The organism is Algibacter sp. (assembly GCF_029245835.1).
Classification (GTDB): domain Bacteria; phylum Bacteroidota; class Bacteroidia; order Flavobacteriales; family Flavobacteriaceae; genus Algibacter_B.
In genome coordinates, this window is sequence record NZ_JAQWOO010000057.1 from 1 (window position 1) to 15,430 (window position 15,430).

Here is a 15,430-nt window from a genome sequence, read left to right on the forward strand (position 1 = left end):
CAGAAGCTTTGGGAACTTTCTTAGCAACCTGATTTCAGGGCTTATCGCATATAGCTTCTTGCCTAAAAAACCGTCTATTAAATTTCAAACTATAAATTCCAATCAAGTTTGCCTGTTTTAATAATCGAACTCAGGTTTTAACGAATTTTATTTCTCCTATGATGAAAATGGAAATGAAATTTTATCTAAATGGGTTAATTCCGAAAATAAGGTTTATGAGCTAGTCGAAAAAAAATATGATTTTAATAATAATAATAATAATAATAAGATAGAAGTCATAAAGTTTCAAATTCATAATGGAAATAAAAAACTTAAAAGCGATACAAAATTCGAATACAAATATGACCAATATGGGAATTCTACTGAACAAAAAGTAAGGCAGAATCTTATAAACTGTGTAAGTTTTAAAATTTCAGGTTAATATTTAGCCTGAGATTTTTTATTTATTAATTTTAAATTTTACACATTTATGAAACCAGGAGATTTATTGGACGAAGATTTTTTAAAGCAATTTAGAAACGGAACAGAGCTCACCAGCTTTTTGTAACTATGGCTTGTATCCCTTAAACTCTAGTCCAGACAAATGTCAAGTTCAATCTTTCTAGTTCACTTAAAAACGTGTCAACGTTTATAAACGCCTTCTATTGTCGTTTGAGTTGGTATCAATCAATTTATTATAGGGGTCTACACCTACTTCAATAGGTTCTTGATTGACTATAATACTTATTTTATTATTAATTTCTGTGATTTTATGTTTCTTTAAATAGAGTTCAATTTCTTTGTTTTCGCCTTCACCATCTTCTTCTTCGGTAAAAATGCCAATATCGATATAATCTGCCAATGGTACAGAATAGATGGGTTTTCTCATAGCTTCCGTTTTATATGACAAGGTGTCTCCATAAAACTTTTTCCCTTTTTCGTCATTTCTATATTTACTCACTTCAAACTCAATATCTAACTGGTATTTACCATTATCTAACGCTGTTGAAGTGACTTCTTTAATTCTGTTTTCATAGAGTGTAATGGTCTCGAACATATCGTTAATAGCGTACTGTAAAGAATCTGGCGTTACTGCTTTTATATGATTTACCATATCGATTGATGTGGTATAGGGTGCGTCTTGAAATTGTACTTTTTTAACGTATTGCTTTAGCGCATCATTTAAAACGTTTTCACCAATATAATCACTCAATGCGTAGAATACTAAAGAGCCTTTTTGATAACGAATATAGCCTTGACCATCGTTATACATCAATGATTTTTCGCGTTTCTTTTCAAAGGTTCGTTGCGTTAAATAATCATCTAAAGATTTCTTTAGGAACTTACGCATTTTATCTTTTCCGTGTTGATGTTCTAAAACTTTTAGTGATACATACTCTGATAAACTTTCGGATAACATGGTGGCTCCTAAAACATCGGCTCCAATAACTTGGTGCGCCCACCATTGATGTGCTATTTCGTGAACGGTAATTGCAAATGGGTAATCGACACCACCTTTTTCGGTATCATCAACATCGGCTATAAAACCAACCCCTTCTGAAAACGGAATAGTGTTTGGAAAAGATTGTGCAAACGTACCAGATGTTCTTGGGAACTCTATAATTCGAGCTTGCTTATGTTGATAAGGACTAAAATTTTTAGAGTTATAATCTAACGAGGCTTTCATACCAGACATCATTCTATCTAAATTATACTCGTGCCCTTTATGGTAGTAAATTTCTAAATTAACATCATTCCACTTATCTTTTTTAACTTCATACTTGGCGGAATTAAAAGCATAAAAATTTAAGATTTTACTATCCATTTTATAATGGAAATAACGACGCCCATTTTTAGTCTATTCTTTTTGCAAATAACCTGGTGCAATAGCAATTTGATCTTCTGATGTACTTACTGTAGCTTCAAAATCAATCCAATCTGAATCTTTTCTGATGTAGGTATTACCTAATGCCGTTGAATCTGATGGATGTGGTTTTAAATCGTTAGGCGGTAAATCATATTTTTCTCGTGTTTTATTATCGGTTAATTCGCCACCACTATACCCCAACGAAGGAAAAATAGCAAAGTTATTTATAAATGTACCATTTGATATTACTGGCGAATTTTTTCTTAACCATGTATTTGGCTTATTTTTTACTGTAAACTCAAGCTGTAAACTGTCACCAGGCTGTAAGGCTTGTTTTAATTTATAAATATTGAAATTATAAATGCTGTCTTCAGACACTAAATCTATCTCTTTATTAAAAGTAAACGTACTTGGATAGTCGTTATAATTTAACAAAACACTATCAATTGCCACAGATGTTTTGTTAACCATTATATAGTTACCGTCTGCTTCAAAACCTAATGTTTTAGGATAAATATTCATATTCGCTTTTACTGATACAATGCGAGGTTGTGGGCTATTTTCATATTTTTTATAGGTTTTCTCCCATGTTACCGTTTGAAGCTCTATTTCTTTTGAAGACAATCTTTCATTTGCAATATTATTTTCATGATAAATTCTAAATCCTAAGGATAAAAAACAAACCAAAAAAACGGCAAATCCAATAACTGCTAAACCTTTAAAACGGGATTTAGCAATAAAAAGGCGTTCTTTAAATGAATGTGGCAAACCTCTAACCCAAAATAATGCAGTGAATACTAACAACAGCAATCCACAGAAAAACCAATATAGTTTATGAGCAAAATATCTTGAGAAAGAATCTCCATAGGCATTCATATCTGAATACTGAAAACCAGGGCCTTCATTATACTTAAAAATATCTTGTTCGATGCCAGCAAAACGCAACAACGGAATACCAATGGATAATACTAGTAAAACGAATAAACCTAAGTAAGGGTTACGAAATAGCGTTTGAATAAATAATGCTAAAAATGCCCAAATAACATAGTTAATAAGTTGTAAGCCAAAAAGTTCTTTGATGTAATGCCCCAATTCAAAATCATAATAGCCATTATACATTTGAAACACTATTCCTGATACCAGAATAACACTTAGTAAAACCAATTGCATTTTAATTAGGGCCATAAACTTTGACAAAAAGAGCGTCCAGTTTGGTGTTGGTGTTACATCTACTAGATGATTTATATTTGCAATTTTCCCCCTATGCACTAACATTCCAGCATATAAAAATGTACAAATATTTATAGCTATTGTAAAAGCTGCACCTCCATTTAACATTTTCCAAGTAACAGGCAGTGTTTTAGTACCAAATAAATTCCCTACTTCAGATAATGCAATTAATATAATGATTAACCCAACCAAAACGATACTTAAAAAAGGCCAGCTTTTAACTATATATTTAAAATCTATATTAGATAATTTCCAAGTTGTTTTTAAATTTTTAACAAAGGAATAATCAAAATTCACTTTTGGTAAATTAATTCTGGTAATACCTCCAAAATTACTTTTTGTAGTACGCTCTCCTTTACTCTTTTTGAAATTAAAGGATATTGCATTTTGACTAAATGAAAAGAATTTATAAACAAAACCGAATACCAGAGCGGCAATTCCTAACCATAATAATCGATTATATAAGATAACGCCTTTTATAGGAAGGTGAAGTTCATTTTGCTCTGAAACCGTCCAGTATCGCGTATAATAATTAGAAGCGGCTGCACCAAAAGGATCTATCATGGCCGCTAAAAACCTATTATCAGGGTCTGATAATAAATTCTCCATTAATCCCTGAACAAATAATAGTAATATAACTGCTATAAATCCTGCCGCTATATTTCTGGTAAATGTAACTACAGCAAAAACAATAGCTCCAAATAATAAAATATTAGGCAAAATATAAACTGCATACGCAATATAGTAAGATTTAAAACTGAAGGCTGTTACAATATCCGAATTTGTTCCTGGCAATCTAAAACCAATAAATAAGGCAACTCCAATAACAAATAATATTAGAGTTACTATAACAATCGCGCTAAAAAACTTAGCAAATAAATAGTTTGCTTTTGTAAAAGGGTAAGAATATAAAATGGTATGCATTTCACTTTTATAATCTCTATAGATAGAAAGCCCAATAATGGAGGGAAATAAAAAGAAAATTAAAACGGTCATTCCATTAAACAAACCTGTGATACTTGAAGGTGAATTTACTATAGAAGACGATCCTGTAGTTGTTGTAATACTATCAAAAATACCTGCAGCACTAGCAGAAAAAAACAAAGCTATAATAAAGAAAATAGCCATGTATATGTAAAATTCCGGTTTCTTAAACCAGTATTTTAATTCGTAATTAAATAGTGTAGAAAACATATGTGTAACTTTAGTGGGTTAGTTAAAACTTTTAAGCAAGAATAGGTTCGTCTTGTTTTAAAGCAATAAAATACACATCGTCTAATTGTGGATTTGATGATTGAAAATCTTCGGCTGGTTTTTCTAAAGCATGTACCCTTATGTTTAACGTATTATCTTGGTTGTAGTTTGAAGATAACACCTTGTATGTTGCTTCCATAGTTTCCAAATCGTCACGCTCAATAATTTTAGTCCAAATTTGCCCTTTAAGTGCATTGGTCGCTTCGATAGGTGTTGTATGTTTCAAAATACGCCCACCATTTAAAATAGCCATTTCGTTACAAAGTTCTTTAACATCTTCTACAATATGGGTTGAAAAAATAACAGTACAATTGGTACCAACTTCGCGTAAAACGTTTAAAAAACGATGGCGTTCAGCAGGGTCTAAACCTGCAGTGGGCTCATCAACTATAATTAATTTCGGATTGTTTAATAACAATTGTGCTATTCCGAAACGCTGTTTCATTCCGCCAGAATAGCCTGCAACATACTTATGCCTAACATCATATAAATTAGTGATTTCTAAAACTTCTTTTACTAAAGCTGCTCTATCAGATTTTGAACTCACACCTTTAAGGGTCGCAAAATAGTCAAGTAATTTCTCAGCAGACATTTTCGGATACACCCCAAATGATTGTGGTAAATAACCTAAAATTTTACGCAATGCCATTTTATCCTCAAGTACATTAATATCTCCAAATTGAATAGCACCAGAATCAGGACTCTGCAATGTTGCGATAGTTCTCATTAAAGAGGATTTCCCTGCACCATTTGGCCCTAATAAACCAAACATTCCTGTACCTATTTCTAGATTTAAATTATCAATGGCTTTAACACCGTTTTTGTAAGTTTTCGTTAAATCTTTGATAGTTAGCTTCATTATGTTGTTATTATATGGTTGTTATAAAAAAATAGTGAGGTATAGTATGAAAAAAAACGCCCTAAAACCACACCTGCATTTTACATCAAACTAATCAATAAGTCGGACTAAGATAACTGAAATAGAATCTTAAACTACCTTGCTATTTTAAGTTAAAGATCTGTGTTTTGTTTTCATTTTAATAGCTTTATGTTGCATTAGTAATTAATTAGGACTATTTGTTACATAATTTGTCTATTAATTTAAATAAAATCAATTTGATTTCTTACAATTTATTTTTCTGAGATTACTGATAACTAAATAATTCCTGTTATTTTTACAAAATACAGTAAATAAACGAAGTCATAATTCTAATGACTAAAAAAATAAACAATCTTATGGCTAAAAAAAGCATACTCAATAAAAAGTCGATGGACTTTCTTGAAAAATATTTAAATAATGCAGCTCCAACAGGTTACGAATGGGATGGACAAAAATTGTGGATGGATTATTTAAAACCTTATGTAGATGAATTTATTACTGATACCTATGGAACTGCAGTTGGTGTAATAAACCCAAAAGCAAAATACAAAGTGGTTATTGAGGGGCATGCAGATGAAATTTCTTGGTATGTTAACTATATTTCTGATAACGGTTTAATTTATGTGATTAGAAACGGTGGGAGCGACCACCAGATAGCGCCTAGTAAAATTGTAAATATTCATACTAAAAAAGGCATTGTTAAAGGTGTTTTTGGTTGGCCAGCAATACATACACGTAATAAAGCGAAAGAAGAAGCGCCAAAACCAGATAATATTACTATCGATATTGGTGCCAAGGATAAAGAAGAAGTTGAGAAAATGGGTGTTCACGTAGGCTGTGTAATTACTTATCCTGACGAGTTTCACATTTTAAACGCTGATAAATTTGTTTGTCGTGCTTTGGATAATCGTATGGGTGGTTTTATGATTGCCGAAGTAGCACGTTTGCTAAAAGAGAATAAAAAAACACTTCCATTTGGTCTTTATATTACCAACTCTGTACAAGAAGAAATTGGATTACGAGGTGCAGAAATGATTACACAAACTATAAAACCAAATGTGGCGATAGTTACCGATGTAACACACGATACGACTACGCCAATGATTGAAAAGAAAAAAGAAGGGCACTTAGAAATGGGTCTAGGTCCTGTGGTAGCATACGCACCAGCAGTACAACAGAAGTTGCGTGATTTAATTACCGAAACCGCTGAAGAAAAGAAGATACCGTTCCAGCGCTCTGCTTTATCAAGAGCAACAGGAACAGATACCGATGCTTTTGCTTACAGTAATGGCGGTGTAGCATCTGCTTTAATTTCGTTACCGCTTCGTTACATGCATACTACGGTAGAAATGGTGCATAGAGACGATGTAGAAAACGTCATTAAATTAATTTATGAAACCTTACTAAACATTAAAGACGGAGACACATTTAGTTATTTTGAATAAAACTCAAGCCTCTTAATTGAGGCTTTTTTTTAAATTATGGATGAATATATAGACATAGCTACTAAAGATGGTAAACCCACAGGTAAGTCTGAATTAAAATCAATAATTCACCAAAAAGGGTACTATCATCATACAGCGCATATTTGGTTTTATACCTCTAAAGGAGACGTTTTACTTTCTCAACGTTCTGCAAAAAAAACAATTTGCCCCTTACTTTGGGATGTTTCGGTTGCTGGACATATTGATGCTGGTGAAACTATAAAACAAGCAGCAATTAGAGAAACCGAGGAAGAGATAGGTCTATCTATTACTGAAAGCGACTTGCACAAAATTGGTGTTTTTGAATGTTTCCAAACCTATGAAAATGGAATTATAGATAATGAATTTCATAATACATTTATAGCGAAATTGAATGTTCCCTTATCTCATTTGATTCCTCAAGAAGAAGAGGTTGAAGCCTTAAAACTAGTATCTTTTGAAGCTTTCGGAGAACTCATTAAAAATATTGATGCTAATAATAATCACTTTGTAGCTTCAAATAAATCGTATTATGAATTGGTATTTAATCAAGTAAAAAAACAATTCTAGTCTACGTTAAAAACCACTTTTTCATCTTAAAAAATAATTAAAATGTCTATTTCTTGATTTTCTATATACATAAGCCTCTCCGCTTAAGGTTTGTTTTTATAATCCCATAGCAAAGAGGCTTTTTATTAGTTTATAAGACTTTAATCTCTGTAAAATTAGTCTCAAATTTTAAAAAGATATCGTCTTTAGCTTCGACCACTCCTAACATGCCTGTGGGAGGAGTTATATTAAAATCTGTCATCTTCAATTTCACCTTACCCTCAAGTTTCACTTTATAATCACCAATGGTAACATCAAAATTTAATGGAACCGATTTTTTTGTACCTGCGATAACTAAGTCACCTATAGTTTGTAATTCAAAAACTCCATTCCCTTTATCGGTAATACTTTTAACTTCAACAAGTGTAAATAATATGGTTTTGTACTTGTTCGACTTTAAAGCAATAGAAGCCGATTCAGTTATGCCTGGTTTTACACCTTCCAAACTTTCGGAAAGAACAGATACCGATAAAGACTCAATTTGACAAGATTCAAGGTTATTAAACCTAATTAACCCATTTTGTGTATTTGCGTCAACTTTCCAACCATGAAGATTAGAGGATCCAAAAACAGTTAAAAAAGAGTTTTCATTTTCTAATTGTAACATTTGTGCTTGAGATTGATTAAATACAAAACCAATTAAAATGATACAGATAATTAATTTTCTTAAGATATTTTTTTGTGTATTCATGACATTATGTAGTTAAATTTTAAGCAAATTTCAGTTTTAAAACATTAAAGAAAAATGATATATATATCATATTTAAATTATATTTTTCGTAAAATTTTACTTTTTTTTTGTAATATTTTATCATATTCGCATTTTAAATAAATATAAGCCGTTTTACACATAAGGCTTTTAACTGATTATAAAACTCATTTTAAGCCTTAAAAATTACGCCTTTCTTTTTCTGATTTTTAAAATCGATTCTTTTTTAAAAGTCTTTTTTTCTGATTGAATGGCTTTTATAAAATCCTTATATTTACTATTAGAAATTTCCAAACTATGAGTAAAAGTTTTAATGTTAAAATAAATAACACCATTGATTTTGAAATTAGTAATGGTGATGTTTCTAGCCTAGACGTACTTCAAACTTCAGAAGGAAAATATCATATTCTTCAAAATAACAAATCATTCAAAGCTGTAATTACTGAAGCTGATTTTAATAAAAAATATTATCAAGTAAAAGTCAACAATAACATTTATAATGTTAATATTTCTAACGAATTAGACGTCTTGATTAAAAAATTGGGGCTATCCGCGGGAACAGTAAAACAAGTCGATTTCATAAAAGCACCAATGCCAGGTTTAATATTAGAAATGAATATTGAAGTTGGTCAAGACGTTAAAGAAAATGACACCTTATTTATTCTAGAAGCCATGAAAATGGAGAATAGTATCACATCGCCTAGAGATGGTATTATAAAATCTATTTCAGCAAAGACTGGCGATGCTGTGGAGAAAAACCAACTATTAATTGAGTTCGAATAATGTAAAACTTTTATAACGAGAGTTCTATACTCAATATTAATCGACTATATAGAAGCTGCATGTGACCAATAAAAACAAATATAAACGCATGAAAAAGATACTAGTTGCAAACCGAGGAGAAATTGCTATCAGAGTGATGAAAACGGCTCAAAAAATGGGTATTAAAACGGTTGCTGTTTTTTCTACTGCAGATCGCAATGCACCACATGTGAAATTTGCTGATGAAGCTGTTTGTATTGGAGCGCCTCCTTCGAGTCAATCGTATTTAAAAGGTGATAAAATTATTGAAGTTGCCAAAAATTTAAATGTTGATGCCATCCATCCCGGATATGGTTTTTTAAGTGAGAATGCTTCTTTTGCTGAATTATGCGAAGACAATCACATTATATTCATTGGTCCGAAATCCAAAGCCATAAAAATTATGGGAAGTAAATTAGCTGCTAAAGATGCCGTTAAAGCTTATAATATCCCTATGGTTCCTGGAATTGATGAAGCCGTTACCGATGTTAAAAAAGCTAAACTAATTGCCCGAGAAATAGGGTTTCCTATTTTAATAAAAGCTTCAGCAGGAGGTGGTGGAAAAGGCATGCGTGTTGTTGAAAAAGAAAGTGATTTAGAGTCTCAAATGAATCGTGCCATTAGTGAAGCAACATCTGCTTTTGGAGATGGCTCTGTATTCATTGAGAAATACGTAACATCGCCTCGCCATATAGAAATTCAAATCATGGCAGATAGCCATGGAAATGTTTTACATTTTTTTGAACGCGAATGTAGTATTCAACGTCGTCATCAAAAAGTGGTTGAAGAAGCGCCATCTTGCGTTTTATCCCCTCAATTGAGAGCAAAAATGGGTGAAGCTGCTATAAAAGTGGCTAAATCTTGTGATTATTTAGGTGCCGGAACTGTTGAGTTTTTACTAGATGCTGAACACCATTTTTATTTCTTGGAAATGAATACACGTTTGCAAGTAGAACATCCTGTAACGGAGTTAATTTCTGGTGTAGATTTGGTAGCACTTCAAATAAAAGTAGCTCGTGGTGAAGCGATTGATATAAAACAAGACGATTTAAAAATTAATGGTCATGCTTTAGAATTGCGTGTTTATGCTGAAGATCCTTTAAATGATTTTCTACCCAGCGTAGGTCATTTAGACGTTTATAAAATCCCAAAAGGTGAAGGTATTCGAGTTGACAATGGCTTTGAAGAAGGTATGGATATTCCTATTTATTATGACCCGATGCTTTCAAAATTAATTACTTACGCTAAAACACGAGAAGAAGCTATTCAACTCATGATTAAAGCTATTGAAAATTACGAAGTTAAAGGCATAGAAACTACACTTCCCTTTGGCAAATATGTATGTGAACATGAAGCTTTTCGTTCAGGAAATTTCGATACGCATTTTGTAAAAAACTTTTATTCGCCTGAAGCATTAAAAGCAGAAACCGAAAACGAAGCAAAAATAGCCGCTTTAATAGCCGTAAAACAATACATAGAAGACCAAAAGTTACTTCGCTTATCTAATTATTAATTATGGATTTGAAACAACAAAAAATAGATAAACTCAATAAAGATATTGCACTTTCAAAGATAGGAGGTGGCGAAAAACGTATTGATAAACAACATGCTAATAAAAAACTAACAGCTAGAGAGCGAATTGATTACTTGCTTGACGAAGGTTCCTTTGAAGAAATTGGTGCTTTAGTAACGCACAGATCAACAGATTTTGGTATGGAAAACCAAATTTTTTATGGTGATGGGGTTGTTACTGGTTACGGTACTATTAGTGGCAGATTGGTTTATACTTACGCACAAGATTTTACAGTTTTTGGTGGCTCACTTTCTGAAACACATGCCGAAAAAATTTGCAAAATAATGGATATGGCTGTTAAGGTTGGCGCTCCTATTATTGGGTTAAATGATTCTGGTGGTGCGCGTATTCAAGAAGGTGTTAGATCTCTTGGTGGCTATGCCGATATATTTTATAGAAACGTACAAGCTTCTGGTGTGATACCTCAAATATCTGCCGTTATGGGGCCTTGTGCTGGAGGTGCGGTATACTCTCCAGCTATGACCGATTTTACTATTATGGTTGAGAATACCACTTATATGTTTGTTACTGGTCCTAATGTTGTAAAAACGGTTACTAACGAAGCGGTTACTAGTGAAGAACTTGGTGGGGCTTTAACACATGCCACAAAATCTGGAGTGGCACATAGAACTTCTGAGAATGATATTGTTTGTCTTGAAGATGTAAAAAAACTATTAAGTTATTTGCCTCAAAATAATACTGAAAATCCTAAAAAATTAGATATTAAAATTGATAATGAAATTCGAGATGTTTTGTCTGATATTGTTCCCGATAACTCCCATAAACCCTATGATATGCATCTTGTTATTTCTGGAATTATTGACAAAGACTCATTCTATGAAATTCATAAAGAGTATGCGGGAAGTATTATAGTAGGATTTGCAAGGTTAGGAGGACGAAGTATTGGTATCATAGCCAATCAACCCATGGCTTTTGCTGGTGTGTTGGGCGTTAACAGTTCAAGAAAAGCAGCACGTTTTACGCGTACTTGTGATTGCTTTAATATTCCTTTATTAGTTTTAGTTGATGTACCAGGGTTTTTACCAGGAACAGATCAAGAATGGAATGGTATCATTGTCCATGGCGCTAAACTATTGTACGCCTTAAGTGAAGCCACAGTGCCTAGAGTTACAGTTATTACTAGAAAAGCCTATGGTGGTGCCTACGATGTGATGAACTCTAAACACATTGGTGCAGATTTTAATTACGCATGGCCTGGAGCAGAAATTGCGGTTATGGGAGCAAAAGGTGCTAGTGAAATTATATTTAGAAAAGAGATTGCTGAAGCTGATAATCCTGAAGAGAAACTAGCAGAAAAGGAAGCCGAATATGCAAAGAAATTTGCGAATCCGTATCGAGCAGCTAAACGTGGTTTTATTGACGAAGTTATACTTCCAAAAAACACAAGGCGTAAATTACTAAAAGCGTTTGATATGCTTGAAAATAAAAAAGTAGATAGACCCAAGCGTAAACATGGTAATATTCCTTTGTAGTCACTCGATAAAAAAGCTGTTTGGTTAAACCTCAAAGGTATGCAACTTCTATTAACGCCTTAGCGATAAGAACTACTTAGTGAATTAGTAAAGTATTTAAGTTTAAAACAAAAAATAGGAGCCTAATAAATTAGACTCCTAAATATTACTTCAATGTAATGAACTTATACAAAGTTCTTAATTAATCACCTTAAAAAAATTTGTTTCAATTGCTTAAATTAACTTGAAGTACAACCAACCCATTACATCAAATAATAATTTACATAAACATTAAAAAAGAACAAACAAAGTTAAACTTGATAAATTGTGCATTGATAATAGCATTTGATAAATATCGAAATCTTTTAGAGATTTTAGATTAAAATAAGCTACGCATTACTTACTCAACTTCAGAAAATCCTTTAAAAACGTAAAAATCTTAATGATTTTGGTTTAAAGTTTCAGAAAAAGTGTTTTGCAAATATTTAAGGAGTGTCGTTTTCTTTTTATTAAAATTAATTTTTTTAGATATTCTATAACGTCTACTTTCTACAGATCTAATGGTTGTGTTTAGAAATATTGCTATTTCTTTATTAGTAAATCCCATAAATAAGTAATAACAAATAATTATTTCAGATTTATTTAATTGAGGATACTTTCCCTCTATTTGTTTAAAAAACTCAATATTTAATTCATTAACAATTTCTAGATGACTCTCACTTTTATCTAATAATGTTGAGGAATTTATATGTAAATTTTTATATAAATCTTTGATTTTTTCTTTCTGGTTTCCAACCCCTTCGGTTCTTGATATTTGCTTTACTTCTAATTTTAGTTTTTTGATGTATGCTTCTAAACCATGAACTTTTAAAGCCAGTTGATTATTATTAGATTTCAAGTAAGATAAATTATCGTTTTTTTGGTTACTATAATTTTCAAAAGTTTGTTTTTCTTTTCTAAAATAAAGAAAAGAGAACACAGATAAAAGCAATAAAATTAAAAGTAAAAAGGCTGATAAAACACTATTAAAAGTATTCTTTTCGTTTTGAGCCATTAATTCTGATTCCGTTTTAATTAAAGTATCATTTAAATCAAAACTCGCCTGAATTGTCTTGTCAAACATTTCATTTTGTAATAACAATAAAGAATCCATATAAACCTTTGATTTATCAAAATCTTCAAGGTATTCATGTATATCGGCAAATAATCTATAATAATCTTTTAAGACATCTTCCCCCATATATGCTTTTAATGGTGTAGAGCTTTTAAGGTAACTAAGTGATGAATCTATTTGTTTTCTTGTAAAAAAAACATCAGCAAAACAAGATTTTATACCTGCTTCAAAAGAGAAATAGTTATACTTAACTATATTAGGATTAACCTTTAGTGTTTTAAATTCATTGTAATACTTATGTGCGTTTTTAAAATCATTTAAATAAATATAATTTGAAGAAGAGCATATATAAAGCAAACATATAGTAATAAGGGTCTTCATTTATGTTTTTATAAGTATCAAGTTCATTTAATAATAAGTTATTACAGGCTTTATAATCACCATCAAGAAACTTTGCATAAGCTTCAACTTCTGTTACTTCAATGTTGCCATACTCGAAATCACATTTTGCATAATATGCTCTTGCCTTATCTAAATATTTATATACTGAAACATCTTGTTTAGTATAATATAAATTTGAAAACAAACCTATACATGCTTCACCAGCCACACAGAAATTATTTTCTTTTTCAGCGTACTTAATTGCTAAAATCACACATTGGTGGTAACTTGCAAACTCCTTATAATCATCATAAATAAGTGCTTTTAGGTAATAATAGTCTGCAACCCTGCCAGGAATATTCTCTTCAATAGGTTTAGGGATAGCTTCAAGAAAAGATAGTGCTTTTTCAGAATTATAATCAATATAAACATCAGCAGAATCAATAAATCGGAAGCAATTGTTTTCTTCTTGAGTATAAGCAAATAAACAAAAAACTAAAAAGCATAAGTATAAGCTTATTTTTTTATGAAAGAAATTATTTTTAATCATTGTATGATTTTTACATCATTGTAAAAAGTGAGTAAAAATATACAAAAAAAAGTATAAACTAATAGATTTTACAGTATTAAAGTTTAAAAAGCAAAGAAAATTCAGCATTAGAAGTATTATGCCCGCCGTTAGGTTGTTTTAATTCTAGATTAGAGGTGTGTCTTACTGAATATCGAAAATCAAATTGCACTTTATTTATTTCATAAGATAACCCTAATCCAAAAATATCTGAAAAAGCAAAGCCTTTTGCTAGTCGTTCTGTAGCTTTATCAGAAACCATAGGCCCTACACTGCCAATAGCGTAAGTACTCATCTGTTTATAAAGCTTATATCTTACTATAAATCCACAGTTTAAAACATATTCTTTAATGGTTCTTTTCTGCATGTATAATTCAGTAAGTTCTTGGTAATTATCAGCATCACTAGGCTTAACATAAAATCTATTTAATAACTGATGATGAACGACATTATAACTAGGCTCTAAATTAACTTCAAAAGCCCATTTCTGTTTGTCTTTAAATCTATAGTTTATTTGAATTTTGTAAAAATCAACCTCGTGTGAATAATCTTTTGCGTCAAAAGGAAATTTATTTTGAGATCCAGTACCATAAGTAAAACCCCATTTTAAATTTTCTTTTTTAATTTGAGCATTTCCTCCAAAAGGAATAACAATGAAAAATAAGGCAATCAAAAAAGGAATGGTAAATTTTTGTTTCATTACAAAACTATTTAGATTTTACAACTTGAGCATTATACATAAAGGTTTCTTTCCAGCGCTCAAAACGTTTATCAAACGCTGTTGAAAACACCAAATATTGGCACTTACCTATGCTTTCTGGAGTTCGTGTTATTTCTGCTAAATTATTGTTTGCAAACAAAAACTCAGCATCTTCAACAATAAACATTTGCAGCTTGTTTAAATTTATGCCGTTAAGATAATAGAGTTTATTTAAGCGTTTTGGTGTTGCTATAACGATGTCTACCCCAACGTAAATCTCATCTCGTTGTGCATCAATATTTTTTTGTTCGTAGGCACAATACACACGCAAATCGGTTCCTTTTAAAAAACTTTTAAATTCTAATTCTAAATCTAATGCAGCTTCCTTATCCTTAACAAAGATTAGGGCTCTAGGAGCATCTTCAAAAGCCTCTCCTTTTAGTTTTTGAACAACACTAAGTATTATGCTAGTAGTTTTTCCTGCTCCCTTGGGTGCTATACAAAATAAACTTGCGCCAGATTTTATTTTTGATAAAATTGATTTTTGAAAAGTTAATGGCTCATCAAAACCTTTGTTTTCTAGGACATTTTTTAAAGGTTGAATGAGTTTTTTAAAAGGCATAAATAGCGTATCTTAATATGGTGCAAATATAGTATTTAATACTTCAATCCAAACCGTTTAAAATAAGAAAGAGGCTGTCTAAAAAGGCAGTCTCTTTTTTATTGTTTTAGATTTTAAAAAAAGTATTGGTTTTCGTATCTTAAAGGTATGAAAAGCAACATCGTTTGGAAGACGAATAGTCAGTCTCAATTAAGTCTTCTCCCACCAA

Annotated in this window: 11 protein-coding genes and 1 pseudogene; 5 read left to right on the forward strand and 7 right to left on the reverse strand. The window is 31.3% G+C overall.

Annotation, left to right across the window (positions count from 1 at the left end; all coding sequences use genetic code 11):
- Positions 1–628 precede the first annotated feature (628 nt).
- Positions 629–4,270, reverse strand: a pseudogene (locus P8K68_RS09275) (M1 family aminopeptidase).
- Between the two features lie 31 nt (positions 4,271–4,301).
- On the reverse strand, positions 4,302–5,189 hold the full coding sequence (locus tag P8K68_RS09280; protein ID WP_300249921.1) for an ATP-binding cassette domain-containing protein: 888 nt from the start codon (positions 5,187–5,189) through the stop codon (positions 4,302–4,304).
- A 377-nt stretch (positions 5,190–5,566) separates the two neighbouring features.
- Between P8K68_RS09280 and P8K68_RS09285 the strand changes: the two genes are divergently transcribed.
- Together P8K68_RS09285 and P8K68_RS09290 are read left to right on the forward strand one after the other, a co-directional pair.
- On the forward strand, positions 5,567–6,655 hold the full coding sequence (locus tag P8K68_RS09285; protein ID WP_300249923.1) for a M42 family metallopeptidase: 1,089 nt from the start codon (positions 5,567–5,569) through the stop codon (positions 6,653–6,655).
- Positions 6,656–6,691: 36 nt separating this feature from the next.
- Positions 6,692–7,243 carry an NUDIX domain-containing protein gene (locus P8K68_RS09290; RefSeq protein WP_300249925.1) on the forward strand — a complete coding sequence of 184 codons (552 nt, stop codon included), beginning with the start codon at positions 6,692–6,694 and terminating at the stop codon, positions 7,241–7,243.
- Between the two features lie 130 nt (positions 7,244–7,373).
- Here P8K68_RS09290 and P8K68_RS09295 read toward each other — a convergent pair whose 3' ends face one another.
- Complete coding sequence (locus P8K68_RS09295) at positions 7,374–7,973, reverse strand: YceI family protein (RefSeq protein WP_300249927.1); 600 nt, start codon at positions 7,971–7,973, stop codon at positions 7,374–7,376.
- Between the two features lie 315 nt (positions 7,974–8,288).
- Here P8K68_RS09295 and P8K68_RS09300 point away from each other — a divergent pair, with 315 nt between their 5' ends.
- From P8K68_RS09300 to P8K68_RS09310, 3 genes are all read left to right on the forward strand, one after another.
- The gene (locus tag P8K68_RS09300) at positions 8,289–8,774 is read left to right on the forward strand and encodes an acetyl-CoA carboxylase biotin carboxyl carrier protein subunit (protein ID WP_300249929.1); all 486 of its coding nucleotides are present in this window, start codon (positions 8,289–8,291) and stop codon (positions 8,772–8,774) included.
- A gap of 88 nt (positions 8,775–8,862) precedes the next feature.
- Entirely contained in the window at positions 8,863–10,305 is a 1,443-nt protein-coding gene (gene accC / locus P8K68_RS09305) for an acetyl-CoA carboxylase biotin carboxylase subunit (protein ID WP_300249931.1), read from the forward strand.
- Positions 10,306–10,307: 2 nt separating this feature from the next.
- Positions 10,308–11,858 carry an acyl-CoA carboxylase subunit beta gene (locus P8K68_RS09310; protein ID WP_300249933.1) on the forward strand — a complete coding sequence of 517 codons (1,551 nt, stop codon included), beginning with the start codon at positions 10,308–10,310 and terminating at the stop codon, positions 11,856–11,858.
- A gap of 418 nt (positions 11,859–12,276) precedes the next feature.
- On the opposite strand, the gene P8K68_RS09315 is transcribed toward P8K68_RS09310, so the two are convergent.
- From P8K68_RS09315 to P8K68_RS09330, 4 genes are all read right to left on the reverse strand, one after another.
- Positions 12,277–13,332: a hypothetical protein gene (locus P8K68_RS09315; protein ID WP_300249935.1), complete on the reverse strand. Its 1,056-nt coding sequence runs from the start codon at positions 13,330–13,332 to the stop codon at positions 12,277–12,279.
- Entirely contained in the window at positions 13,265–13,882 is a 618-nt protein-coding gene (locus P8K68_RS09320) for a hypothetical protein (RefSeq protein WP_300249938.1), read from the reverse strand. Before P8K68_RS09320 ends, P8K68_RS09315 begins: the two co-directional genes overlap by 68 nt.
- A 76-nt stretch (positions 13,883–13,958) precedes the next feature.
- Positions 13,959–14,600: an acyloxyacyl hydrolase gene (locus tag P8K68_RS09325; protein WP_300249941.1), complete on the reverse strand. Its 642-nt coding sequence runs from the start codon at positions 14,598–14,600 to the stop codon at positions 13,959–13,961.
- Between the two features lie 7 nt (positions 14,601–14,607).
- Entirely contained in the window at positions 14,608–15,222 is a 615-nt protein-coding gene (locus P8K68_RS09330; RefSeq protein WP_300249944.1) for a DEAD/DEAH box helicase, read from the reverse strand.
- Between the last annotated feature and the right edge of the window lie 208 nt (positions 15,223–15,430).